General features: G+C 62.6%; 13 protein-coding genes. 9 read left to right on the top strand and 4 right to left on the bottom strand.

All coding sequences use genetic code 11. The features are described from left to right. Positions 1–113: 113 nt before the first annotated feature. Positions 114–941: a 2,3,4,5-tetrahydropyridine-2,6-dicarboxylate N-succinyltransferase gene (dapD, locus tag V3C40_RS16020; protein ID WP_035820379.1), complete on the bottom strand. Its 828-nt coding sequence runs from the start codon at positions 939–941 to the stop codon at positions 114–116. Between the two features lie 23 nt (positions 942–964). Further along, positions 965–2197, bottom strand: coding sequence for a succinyldiaminopimelate transaminase (gene dapC, locus V3C40_RS16015; protein WP_219327355.1), 1233 nt, complete (start codon positions 2195–2197; stop codon positions 965–967). A gap of 186 nt (positions 2198–2383) precedes the next feature. Between dapC and tsaB the strand changes: the two genes are divergently transcribed. The 4 genes from tsaB to V3C40_RS15995 are packed head-to-tail and all read left to right on the top strand — an operon-like array spanning position 2384 to position 5445. Beyond that, on the top strand, positions 2384–3109 hold the full coding sequence (tsaB, locus tag V3C40_RS16010; RefSeq protein ID WP_034749816.1) for a tRNA (adenosine(37)-N6)-threonylcarbamoyltransferase complex dimerization subunit type 1 TsaB: 726 nt from the start codon (positions 2384–2386) through the stop codon (positions 3107–3109). Then, complete coding sequence (rimI, locus tag V3C40_RS16005; protein WP_051991022.1) at positions 3106–3603, top strand: ribosomal protein S18-alanine N-acetyltransferase; 498 nt, start codon at positions 3106–3108, stop codon at positions 3601–3603. Before tsaB ends, rimI begins: the two co-directional genes overlap by 4 nt. Further along, the gene (locus V3C40_RS16000; protein ID WP_331777948.1) at positions 3600–4514 is read left to right on the top strand and encodes a uracil-DNA glycosylase; all 915 of its coding nucleotides are present in this window, start codon (positions 3600–3602) and stop codon (positions 4512–4514) included. Before rimI ends, V3C40_RS16000 begins: the two co-directional genes overlap by 4 nt. Beyond that, a complete protein-coding gene (locus tag V3C40_RS15995) occupies positions 4510–5445 on the top strand; it encodes a DUF1853 family protein (protein WP_442907278.1) in 936 nt (311 codons plus the stop codon). The genes V3C40_RS16000 and V3C40_RS15995 overlap by 5 nt, the downstream gene beginning before the upstream one ends. A 75-nt stretch (positions 5446–5520) precedes the next feature. Here V3C40_RS15995 and lplT read toward each other — a convergent pair whose 3' ends face one another. Continuing rightward, positions 5521–6783 carry a lysophospholipid transporter LplT gene (gene lplT, locus V3C40_RS15990; RefSeq protein ID WP_034749808.1) on the bottom strand — a complete coding sequence of 421 codons (1263 nt, stop codon included), beginning with the start codon at positions 6781–6783 and terminating at the stop codon, positions 5521–5523. 248 nt (positions 6784–7031) lie between these two features. Between lplT and alr the strand changes: the two genes are divergently transcribed. From alr to fliD, 4 genes are all read left to right on the top strand, one after another. Beyond that, positions 7032–8123 (top strand): alanine racemase, encoded by a 1092-nt coding sequence (alr, locus tag V3C40_RS15985; RefSeq protein WP_331777946.1) that lies wholly within the window; start codon positions 7032–7034, stop codon positions 8121–8123. 86 nt (positions 8124–8209) lie between these two features. Continuing rightward, the gene (radA, locus tag V3C40_RS15980; protein ID WP_034749799.1) at positions 8210–9586 is read left to right on the top strand and encodes a DNA repair protein RadA; all 1377 of its coding nucleotides are present in this window, start codon (positions 8210–8212) and stop codon (positions 9584–9586) included. A 75-nt stretch (positions 9587–9661) separates the two neighbouring features. After that, the gene (locus V3C40_RS15975) at positions 9662–10036 is read left to right on the top strand and encodes a PilZ domain-containing protein (protein ID WP_307788848.1); all 375 of its coding nucleotides are present in this window, start codon (positions 9662–9664) and stop codon (positions 10034–10036) included. A gap of 231 nt (positions 10037–10267) precedes the next feature. Further along, positions 10268–11653 carry a flagellar filament capping protein FliD gene (fliD, locus tag V3C40_RS15970; RefSeq protein ID WP_331777945.1) on the top strand — a complete coding sequence of 462 codons (1386 nt, stop codon included), beginning with the start codon at positions 10268–10270 and terminating at the stop codon, positions 11651–11653. On the opposite strand, the gene V3C40_RS15965 is transcribed toward fliD, so the two are convergent. Further along, the gene (locus V3C40_RS15965; protein ID WP_034749790.1) at positions 11650–12450 is read right to left on the bottom strand and encodes an AraC family transcriptional regulator; all 801 of its coding nucleotides are present in this window, start codon (positions 12448–12450) and stop codon (positions 11650–11652) included. The genes fliD and V3C40_RS15965 overlap by 4 nt on opposite strands. 100 nt (positions 12451–12550) lie before the next feature. Here V3C40_RS15965 and V3C40_RS15960 point away from each other — a divergent pair, with 100 nt between their 5' ends. Then, positions 12551–13786: an MFS transporter gene (locus tag V3C40_RS15960; protein ID WP_331777944.1), complete on the top strand. Its 1236-nt coding sequence runs from the start codon at positions 12551–12553 to the stop codon at positions 13784–13786. Positions 13787–13792 lie beyond the last annotated feature (6 nt).

Below are 13792 nucleotides of genomic sequence, written 5' to 3'. Positions count from 1 at the left end.
GTATAGGACAGGATGGGCGATGGCTGCGCGACGATTGAAGTTGCCAGTAGGAAATGAAAATGTCCCGCCGGGGCGGGACATTCAAGTGTTACCGATACTTCGCAGTGCGGTAATTAAATGCCGCGCAGCAGTTCGTTGATGCCCGTTTTCGCGCGGGTTTTTGCATCCACGCGCTTGACGATGACGGCGCAGTACAGCGAGTACTTGCCATCTTCCGAAGGCAGGTTGCCCGAGACCACGACGGAGCCGGCTGGCACGCGGCCGTAGGTCACTTCGCCCGTGGCGCGGTCGTAGATCTTGGTCGACTGGCCGATGTAGACGCCCATCGAGATGACCGAGTTTTCTTCGACGATCACGCCTTCGACGATTTCCGAACGGGCGCCGATGAAGCAGTTGTCTTCGATGATGGTCGGGTTCGCTTGCATAGGTTCCAGCACGCCGCCGATGCCGACGCCGCCGGACAGGTGGACGTTCTTGCCGATCTGGGCGCAGGAGCCGACGGTGGCCCAGGTGTCGACCATGGCGCCTTCATCGACGTAGGCGCCGATGTTGACGTAGGACGGCATCAGTACGACGTTCTTGGCGATGAAGCTGCCGCGGCGGGCGACGGCTGGCGGCACGACGCGGAAACCGCCTTTGACGAAGTCTTCCTTGGTGTAGTTGGCGAACTTGGTCGGAACCTTGTCGTAGAACTGCATCGTGCCATCGGACGGCAGGACGACGTTGTCTTCCAGGCGGAACGACAGCAGCACGGCTTTCTTGACCCACTGGTTGACCACCCAGTCGCCCGTGGTTTTTTCGGCCACGCGGATGCTGCCGTTGTCCAGGCCATTGATGACGTGGGAGACGGCGTCGCGCAGTTCGGCCGTGCCGTTGCCTGGATTGATCTCGGCGCGGTTTTCCCAGGCCTGGTCGATGATGGTTTGCAGTTGTTGGCTCATGATGATGTCTTGTTTATGTAGGGTTAATGCGTGGTTGATGCGGATGCGGAAAGCTGCTGGCAGAATTTTACTATGCGCAGTGCGGCTTCCAGCCCTTCGGCCGTTTCGGCCACGAGGGCCATGCGGATGCGGTTGCGGCCCGGATTGATGCCGTGCGCGTCGCGCGCCAGGTAACTGCCAGGCAATACCGTCACATTATATTCGGCGTACAGGCGTTGCGCGAATTGCGTGTCGGACAGTCCCGTGCGGCTGACGTCGGCCCACAGGTAGAAGCCGGCGTCCGGCAATTGCACGTCCATCACCGATTGCAGCAGCGGCGTGATGGCGTCGAACTTGGCGCGGTACTTGGCGCGATTTTCCTCGACATGGGTTTCGTCGTTCCAGGCCGCGACGGAGGCCGCCTGCACGGCGGGGCTCATGGCGCCGCCGTGGTAGGTTCGGTAGAGCAGGAATTTTTTCAGTACTTCCGCGTCGCCGGCGACAAAGCCCGAGCGCATGCCCGGCACGTTCGAGCGCTTCGACAGGCTGGAAAACACCACCAGGCGCGCGTATGGGCGCTCGATGGTGGACAGGCCCAGCATGTTGGCCGCCTGCAGCGCGCCCAGCGGTGGCGTGTCGCCGTGGTAAATCTCGGAATAGCACTCGTCGGCGGCGATGACGAAATCATAGCGCTCGGACAGGGCGAACAGGTGTTCCCAGTCCGTCAGGGTGAGCACGGCGCCCGTCGGGTTGCCGGGCGAGCACAGGAACAGCAGCTTGACCTTTTCCCACACGGACGCGGGCACGCTGTCGTAGTCGCAGCCGAAATTGCGCGCCGGGTCGGAATTGACGAAATATGGTTCCGCGCCGGCCAGGTAGGCCGCGCCTTCATAGATCTGGTAAAACGGGTTCGGGCTGATCACGAGCGAACCGGCCGATGGATCGATCACCGTTTGCGCCAGCGCAAACAGCGCTTCGCGTGAACCGTTCACGGGCAGGATTTGCGTGGCAGGATTGAGCTTGGGGATGCCGTAGCGGCGCTCCAGCCAGCCGGCGATGGCGGTGCGCAAGGCTTCCGAACCGATGGTGGTCGGATAGCTGGCCAGGCCATGGATATTGTCGGTCAATGCCTGCTCGATGAAGGCTGGCGTCGGGTGCTTGGGTTCGCCCATGCCCAGGCTGATGGGCGCATATTCGGGGTTGACCGTCACGCCGGCAAACAGCTGGCGCAGCTTTTCAAACGGGTATGGTTGCAGTTTAGCAAGAAGTGGATTCACGGAGCGGACCAGGGCAAGAGTGGGGTGATAGTGTCGCGTATGGATTGCCAGGCATGGCGCAATGACGCCGGTCAAGCAATCAGCTTAGCCTTTTATTATAGCCGTCCTCGCGCACGGCCTGTGCAAGTGGGCTGTTGTTGGCCGGCACGGCATGCCGTTCCCGGGCCTGGCAAGGTAAAATACGCTATGTCTACCTTACTTCCCACCTTACTTGCTATTGAAACGTCGTCCGAACTCGCCTCCTGCGCCTTGTTGCGCGGCGATGTCGTCCTGTCCCGCGCCTCGTCGGGCGTGCGTACCCATTCCCAGTCCATCCTGCCGATGGTGCAGGAATTGCTGGCCGAAGCGGGCGTGACCCTGGCGGACGTCGACGCCATCGCCTACGGTTCCGGCCCCGGCTCGTTTACGGGCGTGCGCACGGCTTGCGGCATCGCTCAAGGCCTGGCTTACGGCGCCAATCTGCCCGTCGTGCCTGTCGTCACGCTCGACGCCATGGCGCTCGCGTGCCACCAGCAGCATGGTGTGCAGCGCATCGTGACCGTGCTCGACGCCCGCATGGGCGAAGTGTACTGGGCGCAATATGATTACCAGGATGGTTTGCAGATTGTTGCGCCACCGGCCCTGAGTGCGCCTGCCGGCGTAGCGCCGCAAGGCGACGTCACCGCTTGCGGCAACGGTTTTGCGGCCTATGCCGATGCCTTGGCGACGCTGCCATGCGCCGCCAGCGCGGACGCGGCCATCATGCCGCACGCCGTGCAAGTGGCGCAGCTGGCGCGCATCGCGTTTGTGGCCGGTCAGTTCGTGACGGCGGCCGAGGCGCAGCCTCTGTACTTGCGCAACAAGATCGCTTACACAAGTGCCGAGCGTCTCGACATGCAGGCCGCCAAGGCCGCTGCGGAGTCCGCACAATGATGGAGGCGGGCAAGGACAAGGACAGCACTGCAGGCTGGGACTTGCTGCGCCTCGACTATCAACCGATGCAGGAAGCGGACCTGGTCGAAGTGCTGGCGCTGGAACAGCGCGTGTATCCGCATCCCTGGACGCATGGCAACTTCGTCGATTCCCTCAAGAGCGGCTACCCGGCCTGGGTCTTGCGCGACGTGGATGGCACCTTGCTCGGCTACTTCTTGCTGATGCTGGTCGTCGATGAAGCGCACTTGCTGAACGTGGCCGTCGAGGGCGCCATTCAGGGACAGGGACTGGGGCGTTTCCTGCTGAACCAGTCCTGCGCCTGCGCGCGCCAGCTGGGCATGGAATCGATGCTGCTGGAAGTGCGCCCGTCGAACGTGCGCGCGCTCGATATCTACCAGCGCTATGGATTTGAACAGATAGGCCGCCGCAAGGGATATTATCCTGCCGCCAATTCGCAACGTGAGGACGCCATCGTGATGCGTTATACCTTATGAGCCGCAGCGCCGTTTTCCTCGATGAAATGGGCGTCGGCCCCCTGTGGCGCTTGCGCCAGGGTGCAGCACCCGAGACCGTTGACGTCGTCGTCGAAGCGCCCGTGGAGATGGAAGCGGCCGTGGCGCCACCCGTGGCCGAAGCCTTTGACGCCGTGACCGCAGTGGTCGCCGAGGTGGTCGCCGAAATCGTCGTCGAGGTGGCTGCCGAGGCGAAGGTCGAGGTGAAAGCCGAAGTGCCCGTCGCCGTTGCCGCGACGCCAGTCCTCGCCGCCGAGCCGGACGACACGGCCTGGTTCGACGATGCACCGCCACCGCCGCCCGCCAGACAGCTGAGCGATGCAGACATTGCCGCCCTCGACTGGGATGGCTTGACGGCGGCCGTGGCCAAGTGCGCGCGCTGCGAATTGTGCAAGACGCGCAAGGGTGTCGTCATGGGCCGTGGCGACCGTCGGGGTGCTTGGCTGATGCTGGCCAGCAGCCCCTCGCGCGCAGAAGAGCGGGAAGGGCGTGCCTTGCCGGGCGAACAGGGCAAGCTGCTCGACAATATGCTCAAGGCTATCGATATCGACGCGGGCAGCGATGTGTACATCACGCACTTGCTGAAATGCCGTCCGCTCGACGAGACCGGGCAGGAACGTCTGCCGACAGAGGCCGAGTCCGCTGCCTGCCGCCCATACTTTGACCGCGAACTGGCCCTGCTGCAGCCGCGCACCATCGTCACCCTCGGTTCGATGGCCGCCGCTGGCATCAACCCTGGCGAAAAGCCCGTACGCGGCAAGGTGCGCCAGCTGGGCAATGCGTCCGTCGTGGCCACCTTCCACCCAGAGCAACTTCTGCAGGACGGGACGGGCAAGGCCAAGGCGCGCGCCTGGGCCGACCTGTGCCTGGCGAAAAGCACGCACGGTGATTGAGACGGACGTCGGCACCTTCCAGGCCCGCTTCGAGCGCCGCTGGGGCCATCTGACGCACCCCCGCGTGCGTGCGCTGGCCTGGCTGCTCGACTCGCCCGACTTGCTGGACCCGGCCAGTCCCCATTGGGGCGGGCGCATCGCCAGCCTCGCACCCGTCACGCCTGCCGTGGCGACGTGGCTGGCGGCGCTGCAGGATGACCCGTCGCCGCTCGATGCGGCGCTGGGGCCGAAATTCTATTCCCGCCTGGGCCTGTACGCTGAAAAGCTGCTGGCCTTTTATTTTGAGCAGCATGGATTGCTGGCTGCGCATGGCTTGCAAGTGCAGGTCAACCGCAACGACACGGTGGGCGAGTTCGATTTCCTGCTGCGTGACGGGAATGAGCTGTTGCACTGGGAATTCGCCACCAAGTTCTACCTGCTGGAAGGCGCGCCCGATCCCGGCGTGTTCAACCACTTGATCGGCCCCAACCTGGCCGATACTTTGGGCTTGAAGATGCGCAAGATTCTCGACAAGCAATTGGCCTTGTCCCGCCATCCTGCCGCGCAAAGCCTGCTGGCGCACCCAGTGCGCGCGGCGCAGGCGCTGGTCAAGGGATGGCTGTTCTATGCGGCAGGCGCCACGCCCGCCATGGACGGTATTTCCCCAGGGCACGGACACGGCTTCTGGTGCACGCCAATGCAATTGCCGCAGCAGCGCTATGTCATGTTGCCCCGATTGCAATGGCTGGCGCCGTTCAAGGGGCGCGACGTGGAAGTGCTCGATATCGACGTCTTGCAGGCGCGCTTGTTTGATCTGGCGCAACCGGTGCTGGTGGCCATGGTGGACAATGTCGAAGGCTGGGAAGTGGAACGCACGCGCGGTTTTGTTGTGCCCCATGACTGGACGGAGCAGGCTGCCGCGCGGCGGCTGACAGGCGCGCTACCCGCGTAAGCATGAACCACAGCCGTAACGCCGGAATCATGTAGGTCGGATTAGCGCATAGCGCGTAATCCGACACCACCCTAATTAATGCTTCTGCTCGCCGATCAAGGAAAGATTGTCATGCTCAGCCTGGTTCAGCTTGTGCTTGCGCATGATCATGTACATGGTGCCGGCGACAAACAGGCCGAACAGGGTGATGATGATGTTGAGCGGCAGGTGCAAGCGGATCATGATCGAATACACGGCCAGCATGGTCAGAATCGACAGGTTTTCATTGAAGTTCTGCACGGCGATGGAATGGCCTGCGCTCATCAGCACGTGGCCGCGATGTTGCAGCAGTGCATTCATTGGCACGACGAAGAAGCCGGACAGGGCGCCGATCAGTATCAGCAGCGGGTAGGCGATCCACACGGAGTGCACTTGCGTCATCATCATGACGATCACGCCCATGGCGATGCCGAGAGGAATGACGGTCAGCGATTTGCGCAATGGAATGAAACGGGCAGACAGCACGGCGCCGGCGGCCACGCCGATAGCGACCACGCCTACCAGGCTGGTTGCCTTGTCGAACGGCATGTTCAAGGATTGCTTGGCCCATTCCAGCACGATCAGCTGCAAGGTGGCGCCAGCGCCCCAGAACAGGGTCGTCACGGCCAGGGTGATCTGGCCCAGCTTGTCTTTCCACAGGATGGAATAGCAATTGGCAAAATCGGTAATCAGTTTGATAGGATTGCGTTCCTGGTGCGCATACACGCAGCCCGTGTCGGGAATCTTCAGGTTGGCCAGGGTCGCCAGCGCATAAATGCCCACTACCACGCACAAGGCCGCTTCTGTCTTGCTGGTGATGCCCGTATTGATCAGGGGAATGTCGATGGACAGCAGCATGTCGGACACGTGGCCGCTGACGAGCGCGCCGCCCATGACGGTGCCGAGGATGATGGAGGTGACGGTCAAGCCTTCGATCCAGCCATTCGCCGCCACGAGTTTTTCCGGCGGCAGCAGTTCCGTCAGGATGCCGTACTTGGCAGGCGAATACACGGCAGCGCCAAAACCGACGACGGCGTAGGCCAGCAGCGGATGCACGTGGAAGAAGACGAGGGCGCAGCCGAAGATCTTGACCATGTTGGCGATGAACATGACCTTGCCTTTTGGCAGTGCATCCGCGAAGGCGCCGACAAAAGCGGCCAACAGCACGTAAAACAGCACGAACGACAGTTTGAGCAGCGGCGTGATCCACGCCGGGGATTTCATGGACACCAATAAATCGACGGCGACAAAAAAGAGGGCGTTATCTGCCAGCGAGGAAAAGAACTGCGCCGCCATGATGGTATAAAAACCACGATTCATTCTGGATTGCCTGAAATCATATCTGGCTTGCTTTATACCACGAAAAAACGGCAAACCCCAAGTTTGGAAGGGGCTGCTTTGCATCCTCTTGCCTAAGCGAAGCTTAATTTTTCTGCCGTAGAAAAATACACATACATGTGAGCATTTTGTACATGGTGTCCTGCGCGCCTATCCTGTCCCCGCGAGCGGCGCGCGCCTGCGGCCCATCCGGTAAAATACGGCTTTCCCACTTGCCGTGTGTCACGCTTATGCCCAGGCCCCTCATCGCCACCATCCATCTCGATGCCATGCAACACAATCTGGCGCGCGCCCGTGCCGGCGCCCGCGGCGCCAAAGTGTGGGCCGTCGTCAAGGCAAATGCCTATGGCCACGGCCTGGAGCGGGCCATGCGGGGCTTTGCCGACGCCGATGGCCTGGCGCTGGTCGAGGTCGATTACGCCGTGCGCTTGCGCGAACTGGGCTGGACCAAGCCCATCTTGCTGCTCGAAGGTTTTTTCGACGCCAGCGATTTGCCTGCCATGGCGCAGCACAAGCTGAACGGCAGCGTGCATTGCGAGGAACAGATCGACATGCTGGCGGCGGCGTGCTTGCCGCACGCCATCGACGTGCACCTGAAAATGAATACGGGCATGAACCGCCTGGGTTTTACGCCGGGCGCCGTGGCGGGTGCGTATGCGCGCCTGCGCGCCATCCCGCACGTCGGCACGATCACCCTGATGACGCATTTCGCCAATGCCGATGAAGCGGCGCCCACGCGCTTGCCCCTGGCCCAGCAGATGCTGCGTTTCGAAGCGGGCGCGGCCAGCATAGGCGTACCCTTGCCGCGCAGCCTGTGCAATTCGGCCGGCGTGCTGCTGCACCATCTCGACAGTGACTGGGTGCGCCCCGGCATCATGCTGTATGGCGGCACGCCCAGCGGCGCTCCCGGCGGCACGTCCGCGCAGGCGTTCGGCTTGCTGCCCACCATGACCTTGCGCAGCAAGATTATCGGCATCCAGGATATCGCCGCCGGCGAAGTGGTGGGCTACGGCAGCCGCTATGAGGCGGCCGGCAATATCAAGGTCGGCGTGGTGGCCTGCGGCTATGCGGACGGCTATCCGCGCCACGCGCCCGAAGGCACGCCCGTGCTCGTCGATGGCGTGCGCACTGGCCTCATCGGCCGGGTGTCGATGGACATGCTGATGGTCGATCTGACGCAGGTGCCGGAAGTAAAAGTCGGCAGCGCCGTCACCTTGTGGGGCCAGGGCATGCCGATCGACGAGGTGGCCCTGGCCGCCGGCACCATCGGCTACGAGCTGATGTGCGCATTGGCGCCGCGCGTTCCGGTGATCGAGGCGTGACAGTGACGTCGGCCCGCCGTTTGTATATACTGTGAATTTACTGTATATATAGACAGCAGTTTCACCTTACCCGGGCAAAGTACACCATGGCAAAAGTCAAGACCACCTATACCTGCAGCGATTGCGGCGCCATCAGCAACAAATGGATGGGGCAATGTACCTCGTGCAACCAGTGGAATACCATGGTGGAAACCCTGCCCGAGACGGGCGGCAACAACCGCTATTCGAATCCGCAGCACATGTCGCTGGCGCAGACGGCGCCCGTGCTGTCGCTTGACGATATCGATGCCATCGACGTGCCCCGCTTCGGCACGGGCATCGAGGAATTCGACCGCGTGCTGGGCGGCGGCATGGTGGCCGGCGGCGTCGTGCTGATCGGCGGCGACCCCGGCATCGGCAAGTCGACCCTGCTGCTGCAGGCGCTGGCGAACATGTCGCACCACAAGCGCGTGCTGTACGTCAGCGGCGAGGAATCGGGTGCGCAGATCGCCCTGCGCGCCAAGCGCCTCGTCATCGATGCCAAGGAACTCAAATTGCAGGCCGAGATCCAGCTGGAAAAGATCCTGTCCACCTTGCACGACCTGAAGCCGGAAGTGGTGGTGATCGATTCGATCCAGACCGTGTATTCGGATGCCCTCAGCTCGGCTCCTGGTTCCGTGGCGCAAGTGCGCGAATGCGCGGCGCAATTGACGCGGGCGGCCAAGCAGACGGGCGTGACCATCATTCTGGTCGGTCACGTGACGAAAGAGGGCGCGCTGGCAGGTCCCCGCGTGCTCGAGCACATCGTCGACACGGTGCTGTATTTCGAGGGCGACGCCCATTCCAGCTTCCGCCTCGTGCGCGCCATCAAGAACCGTTTCGGCGCCGTCAACGAACTGGGCGTGTTCGCCATGACGGAAAAGGGCTTGAAAGGGGTGTCGAATCCGTCCGCCCTGTTCCTGTCGCAGCACGACAACCAGGTGCCCGGTTCCTGCGTGATGGTGACGCAGGAAGGCACGCGTCCCTTGCTGGTGGAAATCCAGGCCCTCGTCGACACGAGCCACTTGCCCAATGCGCGCCGCTTGTCTGTCGGCCTGGAGCAGAACCGCCTGGCCATGCTGCTGGCCGTGGCGCACCGCCACGCGGGCATCGCCGCGTTCGACCAGGATGTGTTCATCAATGCCGTCGGCGGCGTGAAGATCACGGAACCGGCGGCCGACCTGGCTGTCTTGCTGGCAATTAACTCGTCGATGCGCAACAAACCCCTGCCACGGGGATTGGTCGTGTTTGGCGAGGTGGGGCTGGCTGGTGAAATCCGCCCCGCGCCACGGGGCCAGGAGCGCTTGCGCGAAGCGGCCAAGCTGGGCTTTACCTTGGCCGTGGTGCCCAAGTCCAATTTGCCGAAACAGCTCATCGAAGGCCTCAAGGTCATCGGCGTCGAGCGCATCGACGAAGCGTTCAATAAACTCCGCGACTTGGAGTAAAAGTTGGTATGGCTTAAATGCCAAGCTTGAGACAAGTCAAACATAATTTCCGTTTGGAACTATAATATTTGTCCGATGAGTTCGCATGGCGAATTCGTATCGACAATGCATAGAGAGAAGCGGAATACAGTGTCAGTAGAGCAAAGGCAGGGCGCACGCAAGATTTTGCGTGCCAAGGCAATGTTGGTTATCGATGGCGCGGGTCCCGTGGCGGCGCGCACCCTTGATGTGGGGCCCGGTGGCATGGCGGCCGTCATCGCTGAGCCGGTGCCGACAGGCAAGCAGGGCAAGGTGCTGTTCGAGCTGTTTTACGATGGCGCGGCGCACATCATCGAGGCGCGGGTGTCCGTCTCGCACTGCATTTTCAGCAGTGCCGGTTTCAAGGTGGGACTCACTTTCCTGCAGCTGGACATGGCTGTCAGCAGCGCCATCTCGAAGTTCATGCGCTGAGGCGCGCACGAGATAAGCGGCAAGTGAAATGCGCTAGAATGGTGCATATGGGTTTGCAGTCAGGAAAAACTTGTTCTGTTCACTGTTTTGATATTCCGGTAATACTGCATAATTATCAACCAGAAGAGGGATGCCGCCGCGCCACGCGCGCCTGCCGTCCGTTTCTAGCGCAGCACGCGGTCAAGACCTGAACCGCGTGTCATGACCTTACACCCGACGGGAACGCCTACCATGTTTAATTCGACCATCAACAGCAGGGCTTACACCAACAACACGCAGCAGACGACGCAGGGCAATATCTCGGCCGATGTGTATGCGAAGGTGGAGCGCCAGATGCAGTCGCAGAACACGGGCGTCGTCAAGCTCAACGCCAGCCTGGCGCGCGACCAGGCCAAGTTTTCGGGCCTGGGCCAGCTGCAATCGGCGCTGGCGAAATTCCAGACCGTGGCCAAGAACATGGCCGGCAGCGGCCTGGCCACGTCGGCCACGTCGAGCGCCAAGGATGTGCTGAGCGCCACCACCACGGACAAGGCCGCCAGCGGCAGCCATGAACTGAACGTCAAGCAGCTGGCGCAGGGGCAGACCCTGCTCAGCGGCGCGCAGAAATCGTCGAGCGCGGCGATCGGCACGGGCGCGCCCGCGCTGGTCAAGATCGAAGTGGGCACGGCCGATGGCAAGCAATTTACGCCCGGCAGCGGCAAGGTCATTTCGCTGACGATAGACAGCAGCAACAATAGCCTCGATGGCATCGCCGCCGCCCTGAAACAGCAGGGCGTGGACGCCAGCGTCGTCAAGGGGCCCGATGGCTACTCGCTGGCCATCAATGGCAAGAGCGGCGCCGACAGCAGCATGCGCATCAGCGTGTCCGGCGACGCTGCCGTCAGCAATTTGCTCAGCTATGCGCCCGGCTCTGGCAAGGGCCTGCAGCAGACGGCCGCCGCGCAGGATGCGTTGCTGACCGTCGATGGCAAGGACATCAGGAGCGCCACGAATACCTTGACGACGGCTGTCGAGGGCGCCACCATCGAATTGAAGAAAAAGGGTGTGACCGACCTCGTCATCGCCAAGGACAGCAGCCAGATCGCGACCAACGTGGCCAGCTTCGTCACGGCCTACAATGAACTCAACAGCAAACTGCAAAGCCTGCAGCAGGGCGACTTGAAGTCCGACACGGCCCTGGGCCAGGTGCGTTCGCAGATGGAGCAAGTGCTGCGCACGGCCAGCACGGGCGTGCCCGCTTCCATCCTGAGCAGCGCCGGCGTGACCTTGGGCAAAAGCGGCGAGTTGGTGCTCGACGATAAAAAACTCAAGGCCGCCATCGCGGCCGATCCGGATGCCGTCAGCAAGCTGTTTACGAATAACGGCAAGGGCGTGGCCGACCAGTTCTCCAGCAAGATCGGCGAGCTGACGGGCGAAACGAGCATCATCCGCAAGGAAGTGCAGACGGTGGGCAAGGACATCACCACCCTGACCAACAAGAAAGCCGTGCTGGCCAAGGCGCTGACGGCACAGGCGCAGGCGCTGATCAAAGCCTATTCGGCCCAGGAACAGATGGGTACGAACTCGGCCTTGCCGGGTTATACCGGCAAGAATTCTTTATTCGACTTCATGGCTTAAGAGCGCTCGCCCTGGGCAAAGAAGGCTGACGGCGAACTGCCGAAAGTCTTCTTGAACATGGCGGAAAAGGCCGACTGGCTGGCATAGCCCAGTTCTTCGGCCACTTGCGACAACGGCACGCCGCGCGCGATCAGGGGCGCCGCGTGCGCCAGGCGCACTTGCTGGCGCCACTGGCCAAAACTCATGCCCAATTCCCGTTCGAACAGCCGCGCCAGGGTACGCTCCGAGGCGCCGACCAGCTGCGCCCAGTGTTCCAGGGTCTGGTTCAAGCCGGGTTTCTCGATCAGGCTGTCGCACAGGGTTTTCAGGCGCTTGTCGCTGGGCAAGGGGACGCGGATGGGGCGCGTGTCCGAGCGTTTCAATTCATCGAGGATCAGTTCGGCCAGCAGCGCTTCGCGCGCCGGTTCCTCGCCCGGGTCCAATTGCTCCAGCGCCATGATCAGCTGGCGCAGCAGGTTCGACACTTCCAGCACCTTGCAGTCGCGGCCCGCGAACGGCGCGCGCGCGGCATGGATGCACAGGGGGCGCAAGCGGGTTTTTTCCAGTATCGTGACGGCATGCTCGACATTGGGCGCGATCCAGATGGCGCGCATGGGCGGCAGCACCCAGCTGCTGTTGTTGGCGGTAATGCGCAGCACGCCTTCGAGCGCCATGGTCACCTGGCCCCATGGATGGCTGTGCGGCAAGAGAAATTCATCGGGTTGCAGGTCGCGCGCGACCATGGTCACGGGGATGGTCGCGCTGGGCGCTTCCCGTGGCGGACACATGCGCGTATGGTGGAGGATAGGTACACCCATCAGCTTGGCCTTAATTCGATAAATTATGTCGTTCTGTCGGAAAACAGACGATGGTATTTTGCATACACTTGAGCTTCACCAGTATAAGACAGGGTATGACATGATAACAACTAACTCGGCATCCGAACTTCCCACCTTGCGCAGCGATGCGCGCGTCATCGCCCTCGTGGGGCTGGCGCATGGCGTGTCGCACTTCTACCATCTGATCCTTGCGGCCCTGTTCGTCTGGCTGAAACCGGCCTTCGACCTGTCGTATGCGGAGCTGGGCCTGCTGATGACGGTGTTCTTCATCATCTCGGGCGTGGGGCAGGCGCTTGCCGGCTTTGTCGTCGACCGCTTCGGCGCCCGCGCCGTGCTGTTTTCCGGCATTTTCCTGCTGGGCGTGTCGGCGCTGGCCCTGTCCACCGCGCACAGCTATGCGGCGCTGATGCTGGGCGCCATGCTGGCCGGCATGGGCAACAGCGTGTTCCATCCGGCCGACTACACCATCCTCAACCAGCGCGTGTCGGCAGCCCGCGTGGCCTACGGCTTTTCCGTGCATGGCATCAGCGGCAACATCGGCTGGGCCCTGGCACCGCTGTTCATGACGTACGTTGCCACCCATTATGACTGGCGGGTCGCGCTGCAGTGCGCGGCCGTGCTGCCGTTCGGCGTGCTGTTGATCCTGTTCCTGAACCGCCACGCCATCCGCCCCGAGCCCGTGAAAAAGGCCGCGCCGGGCCAGCAAGCTGGCGGCGAGCGCACCTTGGACTTTCTGCGTTTGCCGGCCGTGTGGATGTGCTTTGCCTTCTTCTTCATTACCGCCATCGCCCTGGGCGGCATCCAGAGCTTTGCCAGTGTGGCCCTCGTCAAGCTGTACGGCATGAGCCTGGCGCTGGCCACCAGCGCCTACACGGCCTACATGCTGGCCTCGGCCGTGGGCATGCTGGCCGGCGGCGTGGTGGGTGCGCGCAGCAAGCAGCCGGACCGCAACGTGGCGATCGCCTTTTCCGCCGCCGCGCTGCTGGCCGTGCTGCTGTCCATGGCCGCCGTGCCTGCCTGGGGCGCGGTGTTGCTGATGGGCGCCATCGGCCTGACGTCGGGCGTGGCGGGACCGTCGCGCGACCTGATGATACGCGCGGCGGCGCCGAAGAATGCCACCGGGCGCGTGTATGGCGTCGTGTATTCGGGCCTCGACAGCGGCCTGGCCGTCGGCCCTCTGTTCTTTGGCGCGCTGATGGATGGCGACCATCCGGCCCTGCTGTTCGTGTTCATCGGCCTGTTCCAGGCGCTGGCGATTGCCACGGCCGTGGGGGTGGGCGGCAAAACACGTGCTGCGGCGTTGCAAAAGGCATAGAATCGT

This window comes from Janthinobacterium sp. LS2A (assembly GCF_036543145.1).
GTDB lineage: Bacteria > Pseudomonadota > Gammaproteobacteria > Burkholderiales > Burkholderiaceae_D > Janthinobacterium > Janthinobacterium aestuarii.
Note: the sequence above shows the minus strand (reverse complement) of the source record. Positions and strands in the feature narration are given on the sequence as shown.

Excerpts from the sequence above, each read along its gene's own strand:
- dapD (WP_035820379.1), bottom strand. The coding sequence starts at position 941 with ATGAGCCAACAACTGCAAACCATCATCGACCAGGCCTGGGAAAACCGC.
- tsaB (WP_034749816.1), top strand. The coding sequence starts at position 2,384 with ATGTCTACCTTACTTCCCACCTTACTTGCTATTGAAACGTCGTCCGAA.
- rimI (WP_051991022.1), top strand. The coding sequence starts at position 3,106 with ATGATGGAGGCGGGCAAGGACAAGGACAGCACTGCAGGCTGGGACTTG.
- V3C40_RS16000 (WP_331777948.1), top strand. The coding sequence starts at position 3,600 with ATGAGCCGCAGCGCCGTTTTCCTCGATGAAATGGGCGTCGGCCCCCTG.
- lplT (WP_034749808.1), bottom strand. The coding sequence starts at position 6,783 with ATGAATCGTGGTTTTTATACCATCATGGCGGCGCAGTTCTTTTCCTCG.
- alr (WP_331777946.1), top strand. The coding sequence starts at position 7,032 with ATGCCCAGGCCCCTCATCGCCACCATCCATCTCGATGCCATGCAACAC.
- radA (WP_034749799.1), top strand. The coding sequence starts at position 8,210 with ATGGCAAAAGTCAAGACCACCTATACCTGCAGCGATTGCGGCGCCATC.
- V3C40_RS15975 (WP_307788848.1), top strand. The coding sequence starts at position 9,662 with ATGAGTTCGCATGGCGAATTCGTATCGACAATGCATAGAGAGAAGCGG.
- fliD (WP_331777945.1), top strand. The coding sequence starts at position 10,268 with ATGTTTAATTCGACCATCAACAGCAGGGCTTACACCAACAACACGCAG.
- V3C40_RS15965 (WP_034749790.1), bottom strand. The coding sequence starts at position 12,450 with ATGGGTGTACCTATCCTCCACCATACGCGCATGTGTCCGCCACGGGAA.
- V3C40_RS15960 (WP_331777944.1), top strand. The coding sequence starts at position 12,551 with ATGATAACAACTAACTCGGCATCCGAACTTCCCACCTTGCGCAGCGAT.